Origin of the sequence: Alkaliphilus oremlandii OhILAs (assembly GCF_000018325.1) — a bacterium.
GTDB classification, from domain to species: Bacteria; Bacillota; Clostridia; order Peptostreptococcales; family Natronincolaceae; genus Alkaliphilus_B; species Alkaliphilus_B oremlandii.
This window is the reverse complement of record NC_009922.1, coordinates 3,025,671-3,050,829: the sequence shown is the minus strand read 5'-3', so window position 1 is coordinate 3,050,829 and position 25,159 is coordinate 3,025,671. Positions and strand designations below refer to the sequence as shown.

The following is a 25,159-nucleotide window of genomic DNA, read 5'->3' as shown; positions in this document are numbered from 1 at the left end:
GGAGTGATTTTAATTGCAGAACAATAATTACAGAAAGATATTGATGGAAGCTCTTTTAATAGCTGTGGTTGCTACCATATTCGCTATTAGCGCCCTTCAAGTATCTATTTTACCGATGATATTAATATTAATCCCTGTGCCGTTTATGATTTTGTCCTATCGGCATGGTCATAAATATTCTATCTTTTCTTTTATCGTATTTATAGTACTCATGGGCGTGGCAACGAATTTTAATAATGCTTTTTATTTAGGAGTTATATTTGCCCCCATGACCATTGCCATGAGCTATTATCTTGCAAAGGAGAAAGAGCCCTGCGTAGTTATAGGAGCAGGAACCGTTGCAACGATTCTATCCATCGCCATGGTTTTTAAAATAATTACACTTGTTGGCGGTGCCGATATTGTAAAGGAAATATCTATCATGGCGGAACAGATTGTGAACACACAGGTGGATCTGTTAAAATCTTTAGAAGCAGATATACCCAGCACAGAGAGTATCCTAAGCTACTTATTATTATTGATACCAGGCATACTGATGATTCAATCTCTTCTGATTGCCATGGGCAACTACTATCTGGCTGTCAATCTGTTAAGTAGAATCAAGTCCTTGGAATTTAATAGACCACAGTTCAGTACATTTCGACTGCCTCAAAGCTTTATCATGGGCTCTTTTATGATTGTTGTATTGAGCTATTTAACGAAGTATATCGAAGGAATCTATTATACCAGTCTAATTACAACCGTTGTTATATTATTTATGGCCCTATTTTTTATTCAAGGAATATCGGTCATCAGCTTTTTGATTAAAAGAACGAATATTAATAATGTAGTCCGTGTTCTATTAATCGGAATCATCATACTGATCAGCCCTTTACTAACCGCTGTTTCTTTTATAGGATTAATAGACTCCATCGTTGATATCAGGAAATTGGAACGGAGAGAATAGAAATGAAACTTAGGGAGGCAAAATAATGAAGGCTATTAGGAACAGTAAATTCATTAAGATGCTAGTTCCAGACACACGAATTTATCTGATTATGCTATTTATATTCATACTGATCATCTCCTACTACAACAAAGCAATCGGTATAATTGGTATATTCTTATTAGCATATTTAATTTACTATAATTTAAAGATTAGCAATATACGCCGTGAGGAATGGACGAAATATATTGAAGGCTTGTCTTCGGATATCGACTCTGCTACAAAGTATGCGGTGCTAAATCTACCAATTCCTTTAACCATCGTAGAATTTGACGGTACAATCACTTGGTATAACCGAAAATTTTTAGAAGTGCTGGATACGAAGGACTTGTTAGAAAAAGATATACAGGATATTATTCCAAATTTTGATCTTAGAAACCTGCTCCAAACAGAAAATGAGTTAAGTGAAGTAATGAATATCAACAATAAATATTTTAAGGTTGTTTATAATATTGTAAAGCTTCCAAAGGGCCATACCTCCAATTATATCATCATGCTATACTGGATTGATGTTACGAAATTTGAGGAGCTGGCCAAGAAATACTATAGGGAGCAAATGGTGGTTGGTCTAATCCAGGTAGACAACTACGATGAAGTAATGCAAAGTACGGAAGAGATGCGGCGTCCCCTAGTTGGTGCAGAAATAGAGCATCGGCTGAATCTGTGGGCAGGAAAAATCAATGGGTTCATACGAAAATATTCCAAGGATAAGTTCATGGTTATTTTCCAGCATGAATACCTAGAGAAATTAGAGCAGAAGAAGTTTGAAATAATTGATGAAATACGAGAGATCAATCAAGGGAACACCATGCCCATCACACTGAGCATTGGAATTGGAGTCTATGGAGAGAATGCACTTCAAACATGGAATTTTGCAAATGGTGCCAAGGATTTAGCCCTAGGTAGGGGCGGGGATCAGGTTGCTGTAAAAAAAGGAGATAAAATTAGCTTCTATGGTGGTAAAGCTAAGGCAGTAGAAAAAAGAACCAAGGTAAAGGCAAGGGTTGTATCCCATGCCCTACGTGAGCTCATCGATCAATCTACCAATGTCATCGTCATGGGGCACAAGATTTCAGACCTAGATGCCTTTGGATCTGCCCTTGGTATTTATCGTGCAGCTAAAAATAGAGGGAAGGATGCTTACATTGTTTTAAATGGATCGAACCCGTCCATAGAAGGTCTATTAGACCGCATCTATGAAATAGAAGAATATAACAGTGTGATTATATCCTGTGATGAGGCTAAGGTAAAAACCTTGAGAACTTCATTGCTGGTAGTAGTGGATACCCATCGACCAAACTTTACGGAATGTCCAGAGCTTTTAAAGATATCCGATAAAATTGTTTTGATCGATCACCATAGAAAAGGTACAGACTTTATAGAGAACGCAGTTTTAAATTATCACGAAACCTATGCTTCTTCTACTTCCGAGCTGGTAACGGAACTGCTCAGCTATATGGAGGAAAAGATAAGCATGCCCCCAATAGAGGCCGATGCGTTATTGGCAGGGATCGCTGTAGATACGAAGAACTTCACATTTAAAACAGGTGTAAGAACCTTTGAAGCTGCATCCATATTAAGGCGTGCAGGAGCTGATACGACTTCTGTAAAGCAGCTTTTTGAAGATGAATTCAATACCATCATTACAAGGGCAGATGTTATCAGAAGAGCAGAAATTATATATCAAACCATCGCCATTTCTACGGTAGAAGATATCTCTAGAGCTTCTCAGCTGATTGCAGCCCAGGCAGCCGATGAGCTTCTAGATGCAAGAGGGATTACAGCCTCCTTTGTTTTAGGTAGAAAAGATGATACAATGGTCTTTATAAGCGGACGCTCAATGGGAGATATCAATGTTCAAGTAATCTTAGAGAAGCTTGGCGGTGGTGGTCATATGACCATTGCAGGTGCTCAAATCGAAGGGATCTCCATGGAGGAAGCGAAAGAAGCATTAGAAGCAGCAATAGAAGAATACTTTGAGGAAGGTGAAGAAGAATGAAAGTAATTTTATTACAAGATGTCAAAGGTTTAGGTAAAAAAGGTGAAGTGGTCAATGCAAGTGACGGGTATGCAAGAAACTTTCTATTTCCTAAAAAGTTAGCAGCTGAGGCAACTCAAGGAAATGTAAAAACTCTGAACGAGCAAAAAACTTCTCAGGAGCTGAAAAAGCAACAGGAAGTAGAAGAGGCAAAGGAGCTTGCAAAGAAAATAGAAAATTCACCGATCGAAATTATAGCAAAGGCTGGCGATGGTGGTAGACTATTTGGTTCTGTAACCTCTAAGGATTTAGCAGAAACATTGGAAAAACAACATCATATTAAAATAGATAAAAGAAAAATAACGCTTCCAGAGCCAATTCGAGAGCTTGGCGTAAGACATGTAGAAATTAAGCTACACGTAGGTGTTGTTGGAAAGTTAACCGTCAATATTAAAGAGGCATAGGACAATGACCGTTTGTATGTTGAGGAAGTAAAAAGCAGCTTAGCTGCTTTTTTATTCTAAAAGGAACACAGGATGTAGGAGGGTTACAATGGAAGATTTGAAATTAATAAATAAAGTGCCACCGAACAGCATAGAAGCAGAGCAATCCGTTCTAGGGTCTATGTTATTAGATAGAGAAGCCATCATCATCGTTTTAGAATTTTTAAGGGGTTCGGACTTTTATAAGGAAGCTCATAAAGAAATTTTTGAGGCTATGTATGACTTATTTAATCGGAATGAACCAGTGGACTTGGTCACATTGACAGAGGAGCTTAAAAAAAGAGAAAAATTAGATGCAATCGGTGGCATTCCATACTTAACGAGCTTGGCTTCAGGTGTGCCGATTACTTCCAATGTACGATACTATGCAGAAATCGTAGAGAGAAAGTCCTTGTTGCGAAAGCTGATTAAATCTTCACAGGATATTATTCATCTAGGATACAGTAGTGATGTGGAGGTCTTAGATGTCATAGAACAGGCGCAAAAGAGCATCTACGATATTTCACAGGATCGATCCAATGAAGGCTTTACTCATATTCGAGAGCTTTTATCCGATACCTTTGATAAGATAGAAGAGCTTTATGAAAACAAAAAAGGCATCACAGGGTTGACGACGGGTTTTATGGATTTGGATAAAAAATTAAGCGGCTTTCATCGAACGGATTTAATCTTGGTTGCAGCGAGACCGGCCATGGGAAAATCTGCATTTTCTCTGAACCTAGCTCAAAACGCTGCCATTAAAGCAGGGGCTTCCGTTGCCATATTCAGTTTAGAGATGTCCAAGGAGCAATTAATGCTCAGAATGTTGGCTGCTGAAGCAATGGTGGACCTGGGAAAAATACAGATTGGAAACCTCAACGAAGAGGAATGGGCAAAAATTGCAGGGGCCATGGCGCCTCTGTCCCAATCGAAAATTTATTTTGACGATACACCGGGGATCTCCGTCATGGAGATGCGATCTAAATGTAGACGGTTAAAGATGGAAAAGGGATTGGACCTTGTTTTAATTGACTACCTGCAATTGATGGAAGGGGAAGGAAGAAGTGAGAGTAGGCAACAGGAAATCGCTTCGATTTCTAGGAACCTGAAGATAATGGCCAAAGAGCTGGATTGTCCTGTAATCGCTCTATCCCAGTTATCTCGTGCTCCGGAGCTGAGAGCAGACCATCGACCGATCTTATCGGATCTGAGGGAATCTGGAGCCATCGAGCAGGATGCCGACTTAGTTATGTTTTTATATCGTGATGAGTACTACCATCCGGACAGCGATAAAAAAAATGTAGGGGAAGTAATCATTGCAAAGCATCGTCATGGAGAAACTGGAACTGTAGACTTATTTTGGTTGGGTCAGTTCCAAAAATTCTTGGACTACGAAAAATATAGAGATGCATAGTATATGGTGGGGGATCGTATGATAGTTGCAAAAGGGCAGAATATTTATATAAAAAAGTTGGAAAGAAGTGATGTAGATAGGATGCATGACTGGGGAAGACATACGGACCCCCTATTCTACTGCTATAACTTTCCACAAATGAATCAAATGGAGAGAGATTATTGGTATAAGACCAAAGCATTATCCTTTACGAGACGGTGCTTTGTCGTTTTTAATAATGAGGATGAATTGGTAGGATATATTGCTTTGAGAAATGTGAAAATTTTCCGGAGGACCAGTGACCTTGGCATTGTTTTCGATCCGAGCAAGGTGAATCAGGGCTATGGAACGGAAGGAATCAAAGCTTTTTTGACATATTATTTTGAAGAGATGAAAATGAAGACGCTGAACTTAAAGGTCTCTATTTTTAATAAAAGAGCGCAGCGCTGCTATGAAAAGTGTGGATTTGAATCCAAGGGCATTGTTTGGGATGAATTTGAAGATCAAAGTCTGCCCATTTTTATGGATGACTACTTTGTACCCTATCGACATTTTTTTAAAAAGGAAAAAAGGGTATTAAAATGTCAATTCATCAATATGGCGATTACGAAGAATCAGTACCAGAAACTCTTGAATAAATAACTAAGTTATACACATTATCCACCGAACATCTGTGCATAAGCTCGGTATTTTGTGTATAATTTTGAAGTATTTTCAGAAATATGTGGATTATTCGGAAATTAGGTAGAAAACAAAAAGGATTTCCTCTGTGGATAACTATCCACAGAGGAAATCCTTTTTGTATATATCTATCGAGTTTCCCACCGTAAATCTTTGCCGTAGAAATGTAAAACGGTAAACTTAGAAAAAAGTCTAGAAAATATACGATCGTCGTACCGATCCATCATTTCCTTAGGAGAGAGATTGGTGGATACGATGGTTTTCTTATTCGATAATAATCGACTGTTAATAATATTAAAAATCTCACTATTGGTAAAGGTATTGGTCATTTCGGTTCCTAGGTCATCGATGATTAGAAGATCGGCCTCGAATAATAGATTGTATTTTGTGCGATCCTTCGTATCGTTATTGAATCGAAGATCTTCCAATATCTCTAAAAGCTTAAATGAAGTCTGGTAAATCACAATTTTACCCCGATCCAGGAGCGCCTTTGCGATACAGTTGGTCAAAAAGGTTTTTCCTAGGCCTGTTTCTCCATAGAACAAAAGATTTTCCTCATTGTTCTCCTCGAAATTAAATACGAAGCCCTCGGACACATTCAGAATATCCAACATGTTCTGTTTCGGGCTTAAGGATTGTCCATCAAAGGGTTCATCAGAAAACAAGCTTAAATTGAAGGTTTTAAAATTTTCCTTTTTCAGTACATTGGACAAATTGGACATATCGTAGGCTTTCGTTATCAGTTGCTGCTTAAAGCATTTGCACTTTTGTCCTCCTTGGGTAAAACCAGTATCCCTACATTCATTACAGCTAAAGTTCTCGTCTAAGTATTGCATAGGAATATTATTCTCCGTCAATAGGATGGCTCGTTCTCTTTTTAGCTGGTCCAAATACTCTTTAAAAGAGGCTACGGTTTTTTCTGGGTCGTCTACGCCTTTAATTAAGGCTCTTGAAATGGAAATACCTGTCTTATTTAACTCTCCATCGATTTCCTGTATTCTTGGAATCCTATGATAGACTTCTTGGATCCGTTTTTCCCTAGAAGCTCTTGCAGCATTTCGTTTTATTTCGTATTCTCTTAAAATCTCTTGCACAAATTGTTCAATCAAACAAAAGACCTCCTAGCGATTTAGTTTATTTTTTTGGTTATTTAATATGAGGGCTTCTAGCTCGTCTGCGGTGTACTTATCCCCTCGGCTTTTAGCTAAATGGAACTTGGTTTTTATCTTATTGGCCGCCTGAACGGGCTTACTGGAAGTAGATTTTCGTTCTATTTTATCCAGTCTTTCGATGTCACCGACTTCTTTGATGCCACTTTCGTACCAGCTTTTTAATATGGCATGGATGTAGTTAATACTAGGGTTCGATGTTTTGCTGGAGTTTTGGCAGGCAGCTAAAATTACATCAATGGTGAAATGGAACTGATCCACCCAGCTATCCATAATCTTCTTTTCTGCCTCAGAAGGACCTCTCGATGCAAAGCCTAAGGACTTAAAGACCTTGTTGTAGATTTCGTACCGCTGACTTTGCTTTCCAAGATGATCATTGAGCTCCTCCACTGTAAAAATTCCCTGATCGTACCAGTTCCGAATCACACCGGACGCAAAGCTTAAAATATGTCTTGCCTTCCCCTGTTCCTTAGAATAGCGAAAAGCCTCTGCAATTAAAGGGGTATCCACATTATATCGTTTAATCAGCTCTATGATTTTAGACATTTCATTGGGCTGTAATTCCCTTGCGATTATTTTTCGAATCTCCACAAACAGCGCTCGAATTTCGGGCACCTTATTTGCTTCCAGTAAGTCCTCAGGAGAGCAGGTGTAGGTCGATGGTTTTTGTGAGGCAGTGCTTTCCTCAGAAGAAATAGCATAGGTTGGCTTATAATTATTATCGATATAAAGTTGCTTCAAATTAACAAATTCAACCTTATAGTTATTTTCATCCCCATCATCCGATGGATGCTTCACAATGATTTTCTTGCTTTCCCAGAAGTCCCATGCGGACAAAACATCGGACAGTGGAATATTCAGATGTTTTGCAATGGATAGATTGCTGACCTCCATATTGGGGTCTCGATCGAAGGCATACTTATATCCAAGTAAGTATACCTGTACAAAGGTACCGTTGGTCATGGGCATATAAACATCTATAAAAATATTTTCAATGGGGGTATCTCCCAAGTCAATAGAGGTATTTCCTTTAATAAAACTCATCATCATCACTCCGTTTTAATTGAACTTATAGTTTAATTATATCATATCTGGGGACATTTATAATTTTGGAATAAAACAAAAAGTAAGTAATAAAATTTAATAGGAATAGGGAATGTGAAGCAATGAATACGCACTATGCTTTACAGCGATTTTGAAGGAGGTGAAGGGCGATGTATCAAATAAAGCTGAGAAAAAAACTCTATCTATGGGGGATCGTATTGGTTGTTTTTTTAATTCCAGTGGTATTGAATTTTATTTGGAATACAGGCCAGGTACAGCGAGTTTTTAACACCGTTACACAGCACAAGGAGATCGCAGAATATACGATCAATGCTGTTTTCAGTAAGGAAGATCGAATCATTAGAGGGCAGCAACATACTTCTTATGAAAATACCAGTGACAATGAAGTAGAGAGCATCTATTTCCATTTATATCCCAATGCCTTTAAGGATAGTAAAACAGCACCTTTTCAGCGTGGTGATATGGTAAGAGCATACCCCAACGGCTTTGATAAGGGATGGATTAAGATCCACAGTGTGGTAGAAGGAAAGAATAAGGTGGACTATCGGATCATGGGAAAAGGTGACACAAATTTAAGGGTCACACCGAAGGAACCGATCAAACCGGGTGAAAGGATAGCGCTTACCATTGACTTTGAAGTAAAGCTACCGAACGCCGTAGGTCGAATGGGATATGGGGAGAACACAGTCAACATTGCAAATTGGTATCCAATTCTATCGGTATTCGATAAAAATGGATGGAATTTGGAGCCTTACTACGCCATTGGCGACCCATTCTACAGTAAAACCGCAGAATATAGTGTGAATTTTACGATTCCAGAAGAATATAAATTAGCGACTACTGGGAATATTATTAAGGTATCCGATGGCAATAAAAGTAAGACTTACAAAATTAATGCCAATAATGTAAGGGATTTTGCCATTGTATTGAGCGAGAATTTTACCGTAAGTAAAGGTTTGGTAGAGGATATAGAGGTTCTATCCTATACCATTGGTGGACAGAAAAAAGAAGAGGCATTGAAATATGGCATGGACTCTTTGGCTATATTTAATCAATTATTTGGAAAATATCCCTATGAACAATTATCCATCGTAGCCAGTGACTTTTTTATAGGGGGAATGGAATACCCCAATATTGTTTTAATTAGTCAAGAGCTTTATGAAGTAAAGGAAAATTTCCCTTTAGAATACGTAATTGCCCATGAGGTCGCCCATCAATGGTGGTATGGTATCGTCGGGAACAATGAAATTACAGAACCATGGCTGGACGAAGCATTAACGGAATATGCCACACTTCTATATTTCGAGGAAAAATACGGAGATACAGTAAAAGATGAAGTGTACGATAAAATGATCAAAAAACAGTATGAAGCGCTTGGGAAAGCTCGAAAGGGAAAAGAGGATCATATTTTAAGAAGTCTGAAGGAATTTGAAGACGCTTTGGAATATAGCAGCATCGTTTATAGTAAGGGTGCTATGTTTCTGGAGGAGCTGAGGCAGCAGATGGGAGATGAAAGTTTTATCAAGGCCATGAGAGAATATTATGAGGCCTTCCAATTTAAAAATGCCACCACAGAGGATTTTTATAATGTTGTACAAAAAAACTCAACGTCAGATTTAAAGGATCTCTTCTCTGAGTGGCTAAACAAATAATATAGAATAATATCTCATAATTAGTATAAACTAGAATTATGGCCAAAAAAATCTTATAATATATGTTTAAAAAAATACAATTTTGGGTATTGAAATTAATTTTTTTGTGCTATAATGGAGAAGGATTGTTACAAAATGATTACAGAAATTTTAGAGTATCCAAAGAAAATTAAATCAAGAAGTGTTGATATAAACAGACACTCTGAGAGGAGATTTACATATGGAAAATAACATAATCAATAAGTTAAGTAAAATTTACGACAAGATTGTGTTAGAGATGAAAGCAATTTCTAGCAAGGTAAATAAAATAGATCAGACTTCATTAAAGGGTCAAGTAAAAAAGGCACAGAACAAATCATCCTATAAAAAATTGCACAATAAAAATATAGACTTTAAAGCTTACATTAATGAGTTTAAGAACAACAAAAACTTTCGATATAAAGCTGTTGGAGCTGCCCTATCCCTTTCTTTAGTATCCGGTATATATTTTCAGGTGAATAGCTCAGTGGAAGCCTATACCATAACCGTAGATAATAATGTAATTGCTATCGTTCGGGAAGAAGAGGACTTCATACAAGCTCTAGAGCAAGTAAAAAGTGAAGCAGCAGAAGACTTTGGTCAAGATGTGGTTTTAAATAAAGAGCCAATCTTTGTCCAGTCAGAGGTGAAGAAAGCTCAGATTACAGAGTTGGATGAGATCATAAAAAACATTAAATCTCAAATAGATATTCAGCTAAAGGCAGCTGCGATTGTAGTGAACGGAGAAACAGTTGCTATTGTGAAGGATAGTAAAACGGCAGAAGGTATACTAGCCGATGTAAAAGCTCCTTTTTTAGAGAAGGGAGAAACGGAATACGATGCTATTGAATTTGCTGAGAAAGTAGAGATCGTTGAAGTTGGTGCAGAGCTGAGCGATATTATAACTGTTGAAGAGGCGTTACAAAAAATTGCAATAGGCACAGATGAAGAAAAGATTCATGAGGTTATGAAAGGCGAGAATCCTTGGACCATCGCCCAAAAATACGGTTTAAAAATGTCAGATATAGAAAAAGCAAATCCCGGCTTAAATCCACAAAAGATACAAATTGGTCAAAAGCTTAGTTTAATCGTACCAAAGCCTCTGGTATCTGTAAGAACGAAGGAATATGTAGAACTTGTAGAGGCAATTCCTTTTGAAACAGAATATGAAAAAACACCTTCTTTATATGAAGGAGATAAGAAAATAACCGTTCAGGGTGAAAACGGACAGCGTGAAGTAAAGGCATATCTTGTGAAAGAAAATGGTGTAGAGCTTAATATGGAAGTCTTGGAAGAAAAAATAATCTCCCAACCTAAAACAAGAGTTATCGCCCAAGGAACGAAGGAAAGACCTGCTACAATGGCAACCGGTGTATTTACAAACCCAACAAGGGGCAGATTGACATCACCTTTTGGCATGAGATGGGGAAGAAGACATACAGGAATTGATATTGCCTCCTCTAAGGGCACTACAGTTACGGCAGCAGATGCAGGAAGAGTATCCTTTGCAGGTAGACAGGGAAGCTATGGAAACCTAGTGATTATCGACCATGAAAATGGATACCAAACATATTATGCCCATAATAGTAAAATCGTGATAAATAAAGGGGAGCGTGTCTATAAAGGACAAAAGATTGCTGAAATGGGAAATACAGGAAACAGCACGGGCGTTCATCTTCACTTTGAGGTAAGAAAGAACGGTACCCCTGTGAACCCACAAAGTTTTGTAAGATATTAAACAGACATTTTAAATAGTTCTATAAAAAAGCTACTATCTCGAAAGGATTCAAAGAATCATTGGGAATAGTGGCTTTTTTCTATCTTGGGTGTATGAAATTTAAAGGGAGTTTTCTATTCCGTAGGGTGTAAGACTCCCAAAGGAGAGAATGGATTTGATTTTGAGCAAAATCGTTGATAGTAAAATGTAGTTCAGGGTAATAATGATTTAGCGGTATAAACTAGGATGTTTTTTAATATGGATAGAGAAAGGTGATTATGTGTCGGAACGTAAAAAACTAGAAACAAAGTATAGGATATCTATCATAATTTCATTGTTCATCATTTTCATCGTAGGTCTCTATCTGATAAAGATTAACCTTTGGAAAGAAGAAGATTCTTCCAAGGCGGAGAAAGGAAGAATGGACCTTCAGGAGTGGGGACTGAAAAAAAATATTAAATTAGATGGAGAATGGGAATTTTACCCGGGGGTTTTCCTTGAGCCCAGTGGAATACAGAATAAGGATCTTAGAGAATATGAGCAGATTAAAAAATATGTACAGATTCCCGGTCCATGGAATACCTATCTCAATGAAGACGGATCTGCTGATGGTGCAGGGACCTATCGACTGGTTATCAAGGTTCCGGAGGACAGAGTATATGCCATCAAGACGAGAACCATACGGATGGCCAGCCGTGTTTATTTAAATGGGCAGGCGACGATTCGCATGGGAAACTCCTCTATCAACAGAGAGGACTTTGAGAGAGATAGCAAATACAGAGTAGGGGCAGGAAATAGCTTAAATAGAGAAATTGAACTAATCCTTCATGTTTCAAACTATGATTACAAAGTAGGGGGAATCATTAAATCTATTGAATTTGGAACGTTTGAATCCATTATGAAGGTCAACAATAAGGATCGTGCATTGGATGTATTAATGATTGCAGTTTGCTTAACTTTGTGTGTACATTTTCTTATTATATACTCCCAGCGGAAAAAAGAGCCGTATTTAGCATATTTCAGTGGAATGAGTTTCTTTATGGCAATGTATTTATCGATTATGAACGAGCAGGTTTTGGATCTGGTATACAACTATAATTATGAAACTAGAATTGCAATTCAAGTTACATCCATGATCATGGTAACGGCTTGTCTTACGAAATTTACCCATTATTTCTTTAAAAATACCAGTAGGAATAAGTTGATACATCAGATTCCTATTATAATTTTTATTGCTTTAGCAATTTTACGTTATAATCCCAATGACCCTATATTTATTTATAAGAGATTTTTACATGTTATTTTTTTAGGTGTTTTAATGGTAAGATACAGTCATATTTTTTATATTTTATTAAAGGAAATATATAATAAATCAGATTCTTCAGAATATATATTGACCATTATAACTACAATGTGTTCCTATTGGTTCATCATGGTATTGAAGATCATATTTGAGGTCGACTTGGGAAACATCGCCGTTCTGTTGATTTTACTACTGATGCTGAGCATCGCCTCGCTAATGAGCCACCGTCTTCAGTTGGATTACCAAAATGTCATTGCTCTTTCAGAAAAGCAGATTCGGTACGATCGACTAAAAGATGAGTTTTTAGCAAAGGCATCTCATGAATTAAGAACACCTCTACACGTGATATTGAATCTAGCAAAAAACTTGCTGGAGGGAAAAAAGGGGACATTGAATGCCAGGCAACAAGAGGAGTTATTTTTTATTCATCGAGAAGGTCAACGCTTGACCCGTTTAGTAGAGGATTTATTAGATGCTTCTCAAATAAAAAAAGGTGAAATCAGGTTGCGGTTGCAGTCCGTGGAACCCTATAAGATCGTAGAAGATATTTTAAAGGAAATGAAAATTCTAATCCCAGAAAATAGTTCCATTCTATTGAAAAATAAGATTCCAAGCACATTTCCAGCAATGAGAGCAGACTCGGATAAGTTTCGTCAGATTATTTACAACCTGGTTCACAATGCCATCAAATACACCAAGGATGGTGAAATCGTCGTTTCTGCATCTGCAGCTGCTGAACAAATTGAAATTACAGTGTCGGATACTGGCATTGGTATAGAGAAAGAATCCTTAAAGGAAGTCTTTGAAATCTTCTACCAAAGAAATGGAGAAGGACAGGCGGAACAGGGGCTGGGATTGGGGTTATCCATTGTAAAGCATTTGGTGGAGAGTCAGGGTGGGACAATCGAGGTAGAATCCGTCTATGGAAAAGGCTCTTGCTTCAGGTTTACGTTACCAATTGATGATGATGCGGTAGAAAACCAAAGTGAAATTGCTGCCGCTGAAGAAGCGAGGGTACAAGCAGAACGATTTGCAGATTCCCCACCGAAGCTGCTGCAGGAAAAGAAAAACAATCTAGGAAAGCCAATGATCTTAATTGTAGATGATGAATTTCTGAACCAAAGAATCCTGCTGGATATTGTAAGGCAGCTAGGGTTCAATGGAATGGTGGCAGACAGTGGAAAAGAGACCTTGGAGATCTTGGAGAGGGAAAAGGTCGATTTGATCATATTAGATTTAATGCTGCCAGATATGTCGGGAGATCGGGTCTGTAGTATCATTCGTCAGAAGTATTCCATGGGGGAACTTCCTATTTTAATTTTAACTGCATCGGGAAGAGCGGCGGATCTAATGAATGCATTTGATTATGGTGCCAATGATTTTCAGAGAAAGCCCATGGATTCTGAGGAGCTGAAGTCCAGGATTCAGTCCTTGCTGCTAATGAAAAAATCTGTTGAAGAAGATTTAGAAAAAGAATTTCAATATTTTTTTTCGCAGATATCGCCACACTTTCTCTACAACACCATCAATACGATTATTGGCCTCAGCTATATGGACTCAGAAAAGGTACGAGATGCTTTAAATAACCTATCCATCTATTTTAGAGGTAAGCTAGATGTCCATAGAAAAAATGGACTCATCAGCTTAAAATCGGAGTTGGAGCTGATCACTGCATATCTTCAAATAGAGAAGATGCGATTTGACGAAAGATTGATCTTAGAATTTGATTTGGAGGAAGATCTAAAGGCCATGATTCCACCTCTGACATTACAACCCATCGTAGAAAATTCTGTGCACCATAGTATTTCAGCCAAAAACGATACGGTGACCATCCGAATTACTGCAAAGAGAGAAGAAAAAGGCTTTATCCGCATAGGGATTGAAGATAATGGAATCGGTATGACATTGGAGAAGCAGAAGGAACTGCTGGGTGGAAATAGTCAAAGGATTGGGCTGAGCAATGTAATGGAAAAAATAAAGAGATTAAAGGGTGCAACATTGGTATTGGATAGCAAGCCTGGCGCAGGTACAAAAGTAGAGATTACGATTCCGGAGGTGATGCATGGTGAGGGCTATTTTAGTTGACGATGAACCTATTGCATTGGAGGTATTGAAACATAAGGTTGCTTTCTATGAAGATATAGAGATTGTTGGTAGCTATACAGATCCCTTAGAGGCTTTAAAGGAAGTTAAAATTGTACAGCCCGATGCCGTATTTTTAGATATTGAGATGGGTGGGGGAATCAATGGATTGGAGCTGGCCAATGTTTTTATAAAGGAAGTAGGCTCTTTAGAAATCGTATTTATTACAGCGTATTCTCAATACGCTGTAGATGCTTTTGAAATCAATGCAATCGATTATTTATTAAAGCCAATTCAAGAAAATCGCCTGAGTAAAGCCATCCAAAGGTTGAGAAAGAATTTAGAGGAAAGCCATGGAGCCAATTTATTGCACAATAGCTTGACGGTGAAGGAATTTGCTAGCTTTGAGGTACTGGATCACAGCAACAATCCCATCACGTGGCGTACGCAGAAGTCTAAGGAGCTATTCGCCTATTTGTTGAGTAAAAAGGAGATGGCGGTTCCTAAAATGTTGATCATAGAGGATATTTTTCCCAATAGAGAGGTGGATAAAGCAACGACCCTTCTGCATACAACGATTTATCAGCTTAGAAAAAGTCTGGAAAGATTAGGGTATCCAAACGCAATTATATATTTTAATGACAGCTACCAGCTGGATGTACCGATTCACTCCGATGTCCAAGAACTTAATCGAATATCGGAGTCCAGAAGATATGGAGATAGGGATATCGAAAACATATTGAGGATTTACAAAGGGGATTTTTTAGAAGAGGAAGGGTACTGCTGGGCCATAGAGCTCCAGCAGACCTATCGTGAAAGGGTTTTTAATATCCTAGAGAAATTTGTAACGGAGAAGCTTGGGAAGGGCCTCGTAACGATTAACGTAAAGGCCTGCTTGGATAAGCTCTATGCCATGGATTCTTTTAATGAGAATGTGGCTCAAATGATGATTCACTACTATGGCAAACAGAATAAGCGATTATCCCTGGAAACTTTCTTCAACCATTACATTAAAAACCTTTGGATAGAAATGAAACTGAGACCAATGAAAAAAACCGTAGATCTATATAAAAAATATATGGGGGATCTGCCCATGGATATCTAAACAACGGAGTAGGGAAACACTAAAGTTATGCAATGAAAAGTGTGTAATTTTAGTGTTTTTTTGTGGATATAAAACAATACATCTGTAGTAAAAATTAAACTGCCTTGTTCAGCATTTGTTCAGAATTTGTTCAGAACCCTTCTATATAATTTAATAGGATTCTCCTAAAGAGAACATATTACTAAAAGCTTTGAGAAAGTTCTAGGAATAGATGCTGGAAAGGAAGGGTTTGAAGAAATGCAAAAGAAATTGAACACGAATGTAAAGTATATAAGTCTCAGTGCAAAAATAGTATTGGTTATTTCCATGATATTTTTGATGTTTGTATGGATTCTGGCCTATATCACTTTAGATGGATATATCAATGTAGCCATCCGTACGGAGCGAAAGAATCTACAAAATATCAATAAAGTGGCAATGGATGCCCTAACCTCTGCCAGTCGTGTAAATACCTATATACAGCCCTATCTTGAAAAATCAAAAGAGATAGAACATGTAGAAACGGGTACGGTCACTTCTATCAGCAATACGGAGCCTAAAGGCATTGATGCCGTAGCTTCTGCCACCCGTGCCAAGAAGGATACCCAGTCCTATGATCAGGAACTGAATCACATGCTATCGGCACAAAACTATATAGAAGGACTTCATATTGGCAATGAAGGGTTTTTTGTAGCATTTAACAATAGTGGCGAAATAAAATTACATTCTGATCCAAATTATAGGGAGCGCTATGATTTTAAGATGAAAGATGGAGAAGCATTGATCTATGAAGATATATTGAATTATTCTTTGGAAAGTGAAGAAAAGATAAAAGAGCAGGGGCTTAATGGCAAGTTGATCGGAGAAAAGCAGTTTGTATTGGATGGAAAAGCGTATTATGGGAGAATTGAAAAATGGGAAAGCCTTTATGTGGTGAGTTTATTAGACGAATATGCCATCGTGGCAGAGGCCAGAACGGAAGTGCTAAAGAAGCTAATGGTGCCACTCCTTGGTGTAATCATTGCCCTGGGAATATTTGTTTATTTAATCAAAAGATTAGTGGGCGATAAAATGAAGGTAGTCAGAGAGAATGCACAGGAATTTGGGGAAGGAAACTTTGAAAACTTAAAAGAGCTTAAGGTTGCCTTTAGGGACGAAATATTTGAAACGAACCAGGTTTTAATTGAATCCTCTAAGAATATGAGGGATATTATGAAAACTTTGGGTGAGAACAGTGAAGAGCTCTTAATGACGGGGGAAATTTTACAGCAGTTGAGCAGTATCTATGGTATGGGAAGTAAAGAAATTGTAGTTGCTGTAGAGGAGATTGCACGTGGCAGTGAAAGACAGGCATATGAAACCGCCAAGGGGTTGGACGAACTGAATCTATTGAAAGAAACAATTGATGAGGAGCGAAGAAAATTGGAGATGTTGAATTTAAGAATTGAGGATATCGATAAGCATAAGGAAGAGGGAAATGAGATTATAGAAGCGCTGATAGAGCATACGCAAAAGAGTAACGATGGTATTCAACAGGTAAAGGGTGTCATCGATCAATCCTATTTGAATGCAGGTCAAATAAAAGAGGCCAGCGCAAAAATAAAAGGAATATCCAGTCAAACAAATCTATTGGCCTTGAACGCCAGTATAGAAGCCGCTCGAGTAGGGGAATACGGTAGAGGATTTGCAGTGGTTGCAGATGAGATTAGAAAATTATCAGAGGAATCCAGTCTATTTGTGCTAGAAATAGAGGCACTGATAAAGGACCTGCTATTAGGTTCTGAGGAAGCTGTAGATGTAATGGAAAAGGTTCGAGAAGAAATAGAACACCAAACAGAGAGTGTACAAGAGACCGGAGAAAAGTTCCAGGATATAAGAGACGAAATAGAAAAGACCAAAAATGTCATAGAAGCACTCAATGAAAATAGCCATATCCTCAATCTAAGAAAGGATGAAATTGCAGTAGTAGTAGAGCATTTAAGCGCTATTGCACAGGAAAACCATGCAAACACAGAGGAAGTTACTGCAAAAGTAGAAGAACAAGACCATAGTACTTTAAAGCTAGAAGATGTCAGCAAGGAATTAAGAACAGTGTCGGAAGAATTGAAGAATAAGTTGGAGGTATTCCATAGAAACAACGGAGAATGCCTACCTGAATAAAATTATCTGCATCAATAGATGCTGCATAAGGAATGTATGAGGAGTTGTTTGGTATGATACATTTTAATCTAAATGATATATCGAATTATTTATCCGCACTGGAGGCCTTATTCGATATTGTTCGAATTGTAGATCCCAGTACGAATCAAGTGGTCTATCAAAATTTAGATGGATATGCTTTCGTTCATGGAGAACGTTGCCATGAATTTTGGAAGAAAGGAAAAGCCTGTGATAATTGCATATCGACTCAGGTTACTCGAGAAAAAAACACAGTGACCAAAATTGAGTATCGAAACGACGAAGTGTATCTGGTGATGGCAGCACCGATTGTTATTGAGGAGTGCGCCTATACCATGGAGTTCTTGAAGAACATCACAGAAACAGGCATTATTGGAGACCTTGTTGGGTTAAGTGGGAACGAAAAGAACAGCATCATATCTGAGCTCAATAGAAAAGTTATAAGTGATGATTTAACGAAGGTGTACAACCGAAGATATATCAATCAAAAGCTGCCGATGGAAATGGAGAGCGTGAGAAGGGATAAAGATACTTTAACCGTCATCATGTTGGATATCGATTGCTTTAAGGAGATTAACGATGTCCATGGCCACCTGGCTGGCGATATGGTATTAAAGGAATTAGCCAGCACAGTAAAATCAAAAATTAGAAATAATCAGGATTGGATTGCAAGGTACGGTGGCGACGAATTCTTCATTATATTAAAAAATGCGGATTATGAGCTGGCAATTAAGATGATGAATGAAATTAAAGATGCGGTGGAAAACATGGAGATTTTATTTAATCAGGAGATCTTACACATCACCATCAGTATGGGCTCTTGCATCGTAAAATCTGCTGTTAAGGATCTGGAGAGCATCCTATATGAAACAGATAAGAATTTAAAGAAGGCAAAGGAAGACGGAAAAAATAGGATTGTATTAACGGAGCTTGTAATACTATAGAGGTGGTATAGATCAGAACCGATCGAAGTATATTAAAATGTTAATATAGTGCAGTATAAGGGGTGAAGTTGAGGATTATGGAAGTATTTTTAGCTCGTCAACCTATTTTTGATACGGAGCAAAGTGTTGTTGCGTATGAGATTCTTTATAGAAGTGGGTTTGTAAATAAATTTGATGAAATTAATGGGGATGAAGCTTCAAGAGAGGTCATCTTTAATACCTTTCAGACCTTTGGTATTGATAACCTTACCACAGGAAAGCCAGTATTCATTAACTTTACAGAAAACCTAATGGACGATGAAACTGTCACACTTTTTTCAAATGACTACCTTGTAATAGAAATATTGGAAGACATATTGCCCAGTGAGAAACTGCTAGCCAATAGCAAATATTTAAAAGAGGTAGGATATCAAATTGCCTTAGATGATTTTGTATACAAACCAGAATATGAAGAATTGATCGAGGTAGCAGACATTATAAAAATTGACTTTTTATTATCCTCCAAAAAAGAGATTAAGAAAATCAGTCGGTACTTACAAAACAAAGATGTGGTGCTATTAGCAGAGAAGGTAGAAACGAGAGCGGATTTTGAATACGCTAAAAAGCTGGGATTCTCTTTATTTCAAGGATATTTTTTCAGCAAGCCAGAAATTGTAATATCCCAAAAGCTACAGCCCATGAATATAACTTGCATACAGCTAGCCAATCGAATCAACCATAAGGATATTGACTTCAATAAGATCGCAAGTATTGTTTCTAAGGACTTGGCGCTTACCTACAATCTATTGAAACTGGTGAATTCTGCAGCCTTTGGATTTAGACATAGAATTAAATCCGTGAAACATGCCGTTGTAGCTCTTGGAGAAAATGAAATAAAGAAATGGATATACATGACTATTGTGAATACTGTGGGGCAAGACGCCCCCGATGAACTGACCCGATTATCTCTGATCCGCTCTAGGTTTTTAGAACGAATCGCACTCAATAGCCGATATCAAAAACAATCGGAGCGATTTTTTTTGATGGGCCTATTTTCTTTATTGGATGTTATATTAAAAAGGCCTATGGAGAATGTATTAGAGGAGTTGAAGGTAGCGAAGGGAATAAAAGCGGCCTTAGTAGAGGGAGAGGGAGATTTGGGGGATATCTACAAGATGATGATTGCCTATGAAAAAGGACAATGGGACGAATTTTCTACTTATGCCAACGAATTAGGTTTAGATAGTAATATTGTTTTTAACGCTTATATCGATGCATTGCTTTGGTATAATGATTTAGGCTTATAGCACTGGATAGAAAAGAAAATCAAACAGTTTTTTAAAAAAATTATGAAGCCATTGACTTGTCAATGGCTTCAATTTATATAAAACTTGGATAGCTCCTAGGGAAGCTGAGTCTTCGTTTATAGCAGCAATATAATAATTACAATCAAGAGGATGATAAATAGATTATCTGATAAAAATGAACCACTGCTGAAGCTATTGGGATGGGACGGATTCGGCTTTTTCACAGGCTCTATTTTGTTGGCGATGTTGCGAATATTCAATACCCCATTTCCTTGCTCCTCGGGTTTTAGGCCTAAGCTATGGGCATTGGATAACAAAGTTTCCTTGATTGCCCCAGGTGTAATATGGGGGTTACTCTCGTACAGCAATGCAGCGCACCCTGCAACAACTGGAGTTGCCATGGATGTTCCAGATAGGGTATGGTATTCTCCTTGTTTATTTGCTAAGGAGTTAATTCCAACACCTGGAGCAAGGATATCCGGTTTTTTTAAGCCATCCGGCGTTGGACCGCGGCTAGAGAAATTTGCTATGGTAATATTTTTAGAATTAGAGGCCTTTCTATCATCACAGGCACCCACTGTAATTACTTTAGGGCTGATGGCAGGAGAAGTTATTGTGGAAGGATTGGGCCCGCTATTACCAGCTGCAACAACGACTGTGATGCCAGAATCTACAGCCATATGGACAGCCTTGCATAAAGGATCCTCTGTATAGGAGCCCTTTGGCTTTGTTCCTAAGGACAAAGTCATCACTTTAATATTGTATTTTTCCCTGTTTTGAATGACCCACTGAACCCCTGCAATGACATCGGAAATACTTCCCCCACCGTCACCGCCTAAAACCTTTACACCTACAATATTGGCATCTGGTGCGATACCCATATATTTTCCTTTTGAGGAAAAGCCATTCCCAGCGACAATACCTGCAACATGGGTTCCGTGTCCATCGTCATCATAAGGTTCTCTTTTTTCACCAACAAAGTCTTTAAATGCAACAATCCTATTGTTTGGCGTAGTTAAATCTCGGTGGGGAAATACGCCAGTATCTACAACAGCAATGGAGACATTTTTTCCTGTCAACCCTCTTTCATTGGCAAGGTCAGCACCGACAGTTACGGAGGCGATATCCATTAGCTTATAGGCATAATCGTCGAGATAAATTTTTTCAGTGACACGCTCCATTGCCATGGACTTCACATTGACGGAAGGCATATAAGCTGCAATAGCGTTAATAATGGGTAGCTTATATTTGACTTTTCCCCCCATTCTTGAAACAAAAGCTTCTAGGTCATCACAATTACAATCCCTACCAGATATAATAATTGGAATTGCATCTTCTTTTGTATTTAGCAGCCGGTCCACTACTAAATCTTCTACAACATCTCTATATCCAAACACAATATGTCCTCCTTTAAGCACCTAAAATTTAAAACAAGATTTTAAATTGAGTGCAATATAAAATTTATAAACATAAACGAATCGATTTTCTTTTATATTTGAGGTCAGAACAGATCTCCTCTTCTTGATCCTTATAGTTATAAATTATGCAGAAATGGAAAAGAGGTGATAGAAAAGTAAGGAATATATCGAATTAATGGTATATATTCCTAATGCGCTATTGATAGAGATTTATAGGTCGATATGATATAATGTGAAAATAAATAACCCCATACATAATCATAGAAGGGGTGATATTCAGTGATGATAGAAAGAAGGCGAAAGCTTCATTCCTTGAAAGGGATACCCATTGTTTTATTTACAATATGGCTAGGTATGACATCTTTATATGTATCCAATAGGTTCGGTGTCATCGGTGCTGTAAGGCCATTTATCAGGGCTGTAGAAAATAGAATTGTTCTATATAAGACCCGGAATTTTAGCGAAATAGAAACCGATACATTTATTTACCGGTATGAGAATATCGATGAGAAAACCCTAGATCTGATCATTCAGACTGCGGAAGATAAGTATGGCTCTGTGGCAGATATTTTTCAGTACGATTTCGAGGAAAAGATATTGATTGTAATATATAAGGATACAGATTTAATGATGCGTACAACCATGCTCAATAAAGGGGATCCGCCTATGGGCGTTTACTATGGGGATAGCATCCACATTGCAGACCCTGAGCTTTGGGCAGCAGAAAGCCAGAACCTAAAGGAGATTTTCTATAGGGAGGGTCCTGTGCTTCACGAGCTGGCCCATCTCTTTACAGATCATGTAGGCAGAGGCAATTTCCCAATTTGGTTTACTGAGGGTGTGAGCCTATACTTTGAATACCAAATTGATGGCTATCAATGGGGACAAGAAATTGATTTTTCGAAAAAAATTTATTCAATTGAGGAACTAAATTCAAACTTTAAGCGTCTAAATCAATATTGGGCTTATACAGAATCCTTTCGATTGGTTAAAGGATTTGTGGACCAGCACGGTTTAGAGAAGCTGATGGAGGTCATTCGTCTTTTAGGGCAAGGCCATTCCTTCGATGAATTTTTATATTTATTCTAAGGAATTAGAAGGAAAAATTGAATTTAAATAGAAAGCATTAAGAAGCGATTAACAAATATAAGAGGTGATTGCATCGTGGCAAAGAATATTTTGATTGTTGAGGATGAAAAACCGATTTCTGATATAGTAAGGTTTAACTTAGAGAAAGAGGGCTATAAGGTTTTGGTGGCTTATGATGGGGAGGACGGTGTCAATAAGGCGTTGACATTGAACCCAGATTTAGTGCTGCTAGACGTGATGTTGCCTAAGCTGGATGGTTTTCAAGTATGTAGAAAAATTCGTGCAAGCTCTTCCGTACCAATTTTGATGCTGACAGCGAAGGAAGAAGAAGTCGACAAGGTACTGGGTCTGGAAATGGGAGCCGATGATTATATTACCAAACCATTCGGTATGAGAGAGCTTCTGGCTAGAGTCAAAGCCAACCTGAGAAGAACTGAAAGTGGTTCTGGAAGCAATCTGGAGGGAATATTTACAACAGGGGGAATCGTTATCGACTTTTCTAAGTATGAAGTAAGAAAGAATGATACGGTCATAGAGCTTACCTCTAGAGAATTTGAACTTCTAAAATTTTTGGCCCTTCAGGCAGAGCAGGTATTTACTAGAGAACAGCTTTTAAAGCAGGTATGGGGATATGAATATTATGGCGATATTCGTACTGTAGACGTAACTGTAAGAAGATTGAGGGAAAAGGTGGAGGACAATTCCGCAGAACCTGAATATATTATGACTAAAAGAGGCGTAGGATACTACTTCAGGAGGGCGTAACGATGTTTAAAAGCATTAGATGGAAGTTTATTACCATCTATTTTCTTCTGGTGTTTATGGCAATGGTGATTATCGGTGTATTTTTAATGCAGCAGTTTGAACAATACCATTTGGGTGTTGTCAGCGATAATCTATCCAGTCTTGCAAATACAGTGATTACTTCCTTAAAGACCATTGATTGGCAGAATAACCCTATGGAAGTGGAAGAAAATATTAGAAGCTATGAACAGATGGGGATGGGTATTACCATCATAAAGAATGATAGCAATTTTTCTATTATATTTAGTACGAATCCACTTTATACAAAAAATAGTGCAGATACGAATGCGACGCAATTTTTAGAATCGGAGCTGATATTAAAGGCTCTTAGTGGCGGGCCCGCAGAGAAAGATCATATCGATGAAGGGAATAAGCTGAACAGCTCTAAGCATATGGTAGTGCCGATTCATGACGAGAACAATCGGATTGCAGGGGTTATTTACCTAAAGAGCAACTTAGAGGATATCTATAAAACTCTAGAAGAATCTAAAACGATTATAATGAAGGCTACCTTTTTAGCGCTTTTTATCACCATTTTCTTAGGGTATTTTATTGCGAAAAGTATAACAGGCCCTATTAATGATGTAACTGTTAAAGCGGCTCAAATGGCAAAGGGTGACTTTGAACAGATTGTTGAAGTCCGATCCGATGATGAGATCGGGCAGCTTGCCAATATGTTTAATTATTTAACTGCACGGTTAAAAGGAGTATTGCAAGAAGTAAGCAGCGAGAAGCAAAAATTGGATACGATTATCACGTACATGGCAGATGGGATTATAGCGGCTACAAAAGAGGGTGAGATCCTCCATGTGAATCCTAAGGCGATGGAAATGCTAAACATAGAAGAGGGTCAGCTGGCCCCAAGGAATTTTAATGAAATATTTAAACCGTATGACGAAGAATTTGAAATGGACTATCTGCTAGAAATGTCAGAAAATCAGACGGGGCAGAGAATGCTCTATGTAGAAGATGGCGTCATTTTAGAGGCGAGCTATGCACCCTTTATCAACGAAAATGGTGCTCTAGGTGGCATTATTCTCTTGCTGCAAGATGTAACCAGCGCGCAAAAGCTGGAAAATATGCGAAAGGAATTTGTTGCCAACGTTTCCCATGAGCTAAAAACCCCATTAACAACCATAAAAAGCTATACGGAAACTCTGTTAGATGGCGTTTTGGAAAACACGGAATTGGCTACAAGCTTTTTACAGGTTGTAGACGGAGAAGCAGAGCGAATGGCTCGATTGGTTCGGGATTTGTTACAGTTATCGAATTTAGACTACAAAAAATCTAATTGGAATAAAAAAGAAGTAAATTTAAATGAAATTATAGAAAATAGTATTTTAAAAATAGATGTTTCTGCAAAAAATAAGGCTCAAGAGATTATTACGCATTTACAGGATGAACCAGTGCATATCTATGCTGATAAAGACCGAATAGAGCAGGTGATTTTAAATATTTTGAGCAACAGTATTAAGTACACCCCAGAAGGTGGAAGAATCATTGTAGATTTGATAGTGGACGAGGGCGTCGTTACGCTAAAAATTAGAGATACTGGAATTGGTATACCGAAGGAGGATATCGCCAGAATTTTTGAGCGATTCTACAGGGTAGATAAGGCCAGATCTCGAGAAATGGGTGGGACAGGTCTTGGATTATCCATCGCAAAGCAGATCATAGAGGCACACGAAGGGACCATTGAAATATTTAGCGAGGAAGGGCATGGAACGGAGGTTCATACAAAACTACCTGTAACTGAGATCACACTACAAAAGGAATATAATGTGTAATTCAAATTTAATTTCATTGTAATATAATTGTAATATTACTTGTA

The 25,159-nt window shown here is 38.0% G+C and carries 18 protein-coding genes; 15 read left to right on the top strand and 3 right to left on the bottom strand.

The features are described 5' to 3' along the window. Positions 1–13: 13 nt before the first annotated feature. The 5 genes from CLOS_RS14725 to CLOS_RS14705 all read left to right on the top strand — a co-directional run bounded on the left by CLOS_RS14725 (position 14) and on the right by CLOS_RS14705 (position 5,480). Positions 14–946, top strand: coding sequence for a YybS family protein (locus tag CLOS_RS14725; RefSeq protein WP_012160638.1), 933 nt, complete (start codon positions 14–16; stop codon positions 944–946). 25 nt (positions 947–971) lie between these two features. Further along, entirely contained in the window at positions 972–2,984 is a 2,013-nt protein-coding gene (locus CLOS_RS14720; protein ID WP_012160637.1) for a DHH family phosphoesterase, read from the top strand. After that, positions 2,981–3,427, top strand: coding sequence for a 50S ribosomal protein L9 (gene rplI / locus CLOS_RS14715; protein ID WP_012160636.1), 447 nt, complete (start codon positions 2,981–2,983; stop codon positions 3,425–3,427). Before CLOS_RS14720 ends, rplI begins: the two co-directional genes overlap by 4 nt. 88 nt (positions 3,428–3,515) lie before the next feature. After that, entirely contained in the window at positions 3,516–4,859 is a 1,344-nt protein-coding gene (gene dnaB / locus CLOS_RS14710; protein ID WP_012160635.1) for a replicative DNA helicase, read from the top strand. Between the two features lie 18 nt (positions 4,860–4,877). Next, positions 4,878–5,480 carry a GNAT family N-acetyltransferase gene (locus CLOS_RS14705; RefSeq protein ID WP_012160634.1) on the top strand — a complete coding sequence of 201 codons (603 nt, stop codon included), beginning with the start codon at positions 4,878–4,880 and terminating at the stop codon, positions 5,478–5,480. 167 nt (positions 5,481–5,647) lie between these two features. Here the strand turns inward: CLOS_RS14705 and CLOS_RS14700 are convergent, their stop codons facing one another. After that, positions 5,648–6,628 carry an ATP-binding protein gene (locus CLOS_RS14700; protein ID WP_012160633.1) on the bottom strand — a complete coding sequence of 327 codons (981 nt, stop codon included), beginning with the start codon at positions 6,626–6,628 and terminating at the stop codon, positions 5,648–5,650. A 12-nt stretch (positions 6,629–6,640) separates the two neighbouring features. Beyond that, positions 6,641–7,732, bottom strand: a complete 1,092-nt coding sequence (locus CLOS_RS14695) for a DnaD domain protein (RefSeq protein WP_041719445.1) — start codon at positions 7,730–7,732, stop codon at positions 6,641–6,643. A 170-nt stretch (positions 7,733–7,902) separates the two neighbouring features. On the opposite strand from CLOS_RS14695, the gene CLOS_RS14690 reads away from it, so the two are divergent. From CLOS_RS14690 to CLOS_RS14660, 7 genes are all read left to right on the top strand, one after another. Next, positions 7,903–9,405 (top strand): M1 family metallopeptidase, encoded by a 1,503-nt coding sequence (locus CLOS_RS14690; protein ID WP_012160631.1) that lies wholly within the window; start codon positions 7,903–7,905, stop codon positions 9,403–9,405. Positions 9,406–9,625: 220 nt separating this feature from the next. Continuing rightward, entirely contained in the window at positions 9,626–11,161 is a 1,536-nt protein-coding gene (locus CLOS_RS14685; protein ID WP_012160630.1) for a peptidoglycan DD-metalloendopeptidase family protein, read from the top strand. Positions 11,162–11,420: 259 nt separating this feature from the next. Beyond that, positions 11,421–14,528 carry an ATP-binding protein gene (locus CLOS_RS14680; protein WP_012160629.1) on the top strand — a complete coding sequence of 1,036 codons (3,108 nt, stop codon included), beginning with the start codon at positions 11,421–11,423 and terminating at the stop codon, positions 14,526–14,528. Next, positions 14,506–15,630, top strand: a complete 1,125-nt coding sequence (locus tag CLOS_RS14675) for a response regulator (protein ID WP_041719442.1) — start codon at positions 14,506–14,508, stop codon at positions 15,628–15,630. The genes CLOS_RS14680 and CLOS_RS14675 overlap by 23 nt, the downstream gene beginning before the upstream one ends. A 237-nt stretch (positions 15,631–15,867) precedes the next feature. Next, a complete protein-coding gene (locus tag CLOS_RS14670) occupies positions 15,868–17,769 on the top strand; it encodes a methyl-accepting chemotaxis protein (RefSeq protein WP_012160627.1) in 1,902 nt (633 codons plus the stop codon). 53 nt (positions 17,770–17,822) lie between these two features. Then, the gene (locus CLOS_RS14665) at positions 17,823–18,731 is read left to right on the top strand and encodes a GGDEF domain-containing protein (protein WP_012160626.1); all 909 of its coding nucleotides are present in this window, start codon (positions 17,823–17,825) and stop codon (positions 18,729–18,731) included. Between the two features lie 77 nt (positions 18,732–18,808). Further along, positions 18,809–20,017 (top strand): EAL and HDOD domain-containing protein, encoded by a 1,209-nt coding sequence (locus CLOS_RS14660; RefSeq protein WP_012160625.1) that lies wholly within the window; start codon positions 18,809–18,811, stop codon positions 20,015–20,017. A gap of 116 nt (positions 20,018–20,133) precedes the next feature. Here the strand turns inward: CLOS_RS14660 and CLOS_RS14655 are convergent, their stop codons facing one another. After that, complete coding sequence (locus CLOS_RS14655) at positions 20,134–21,414, bottom strand: S8 family peptidase (RefSeq protein ID WP_012160624.1); 1,281 nt, start codon at positions 21,412–21,414, stop codon at positions 20,134–20,136. Positions 21,415–21,717: 303 nt separating this feature from the next. Between CLOS_RS14655 and CLOS_RS14650 the strand changes: the two genes are divergently transcribed. The 3 genes from CLOS_RS14650 (at position 21,718) to CLOS_RS14640 (ending at position 25,115) form a co-directional block, all read left to right on the top strand. Continuing rightward, positions 21,718–22,524: a peptidase MA family metallohydrolase gene (locus tag CLOS_RS14650; RefSeq protein ID WP_012160623.1), complete on the top strand. Its 807-nt coding sequence runs from the start codon at positions 21,718–21,720 to the stop codon at positions 22,522–22,524. Between the two features lie 75 nt (positions 22,525–22,599). Next, the gene (locus tag CLOS_RS14645; RefSeq protein ID WP_012160622.1) at positions 22,600–23,289 is read left to right on the top strand and encodes a response regulator; all 690 of its coding nucleotides are present in this window, start codon (positions 22,600–22,602) and stop codon (positions 23,287–23,289) included. A gap of 2 nt (positions 23,290–23,291) precedes the next feature. Continuing rightward, on the top strand, positions 23,292–25,115 hold the full coding sequence (locus CLOS_RS14640) for a sensor histidine kinase (RefSeq protein WP_012160621.1): 1,824 nt from the start codon (positions 23,292–23,294) through the stop codon (positions 25,113–25,115). Positions 25,116–25,159: the final 44 nt, after the last annotated feature.

Bases quoted from the DNA above. Each gene is read 5' to 3' on its own strand.
- CLOS_RS14720 (WP_012160637.1), top strand. From the start codon at position 972: ATGAAGGCTATTAGGAACAGTAAATTCATTAAGATGCTAGTTCCAGAC.
- rplI (WP_012160636.1), top strand. From the start codon at position 2,981: ATGAAAGTAATTTTATTACAAGATGTCAAAGGTTTAGGTAAAAAAGGT.
- dnaB (WP_012160635.1), top strand. From the start codon at position 3,516: ATGGAAGATTTGAAATTAATAAATAAAGTGCCACCGAACAGCATAGAA.
- CLOS_RS14705 (WP_012160634.1), top strand. From the start codon at position 4,878: ATGATAGTTGCAAAAGGGCAGAATATTTATATAAAAAAGTTGGAAAGA.
- CLOS_RS14695 (WP_041719445.1), bottom strand. From the start codon at position 7,732: ATGAGTTTTATTAAAGGAAATACCTCTATTGACTTGGGAGATACCCCC.
- CLOS_RS14690 (WP_012160631.1), top strand. From the start codon at position 7,903: ATGTATCAAATAAAGCTGAGAAAAAAACTCTATCTATGGGGGATCGTA.
- CLOS_RS14685 (WP_012160630.1), top strand. From the start codon at position 9,626: ATGGAAAATAACATAATCAATAAGTTAAGTAAAATTTACGACAAGATT.
- CLOS_RS14675 (WP_041719442.1), top strand. From the start codon at position 14,506: ATGGTGAGGGCTATTTTAGTTGACGATGAACCTATTGCATTGGAGGTA.
- CLOS_RS14670 (WP_012160627.1), top strand. From the start codon at position 15,868: ATGCAAAAGAAATTGAACACGAATGTAAAGTATATAAGTCTCAGTGCA.
- CLOS_RS14665 (WP_012160626.1), top strand. From the start codon at position 17,823: ATGATACATTTTAATCTAAATGATATATCGAATTATTTATCCGCACTG.
- CLOS_RS14660 (WP_012160625.1), top strand. From the start codon at position 18,809: ATGGAAGTATTTTTAGCTCGTCAACCTATTTTTGATACGGAGCAAAGT.
- CLOS_RS14650 (WP_012160623.1), top strand. From the start codon at position 21,718: ATGATAGAAAGAAGGCGAAAGCTTCATTCCTTGAAAGGGATACCCATT.
- CLOS_RS14640 (WP_012160621.1), top strand. From the start codon at position 23,292: ATGTTTAAAAGCATTAGATGGAAGTTTATTACCATCTATTTTCTTCTG.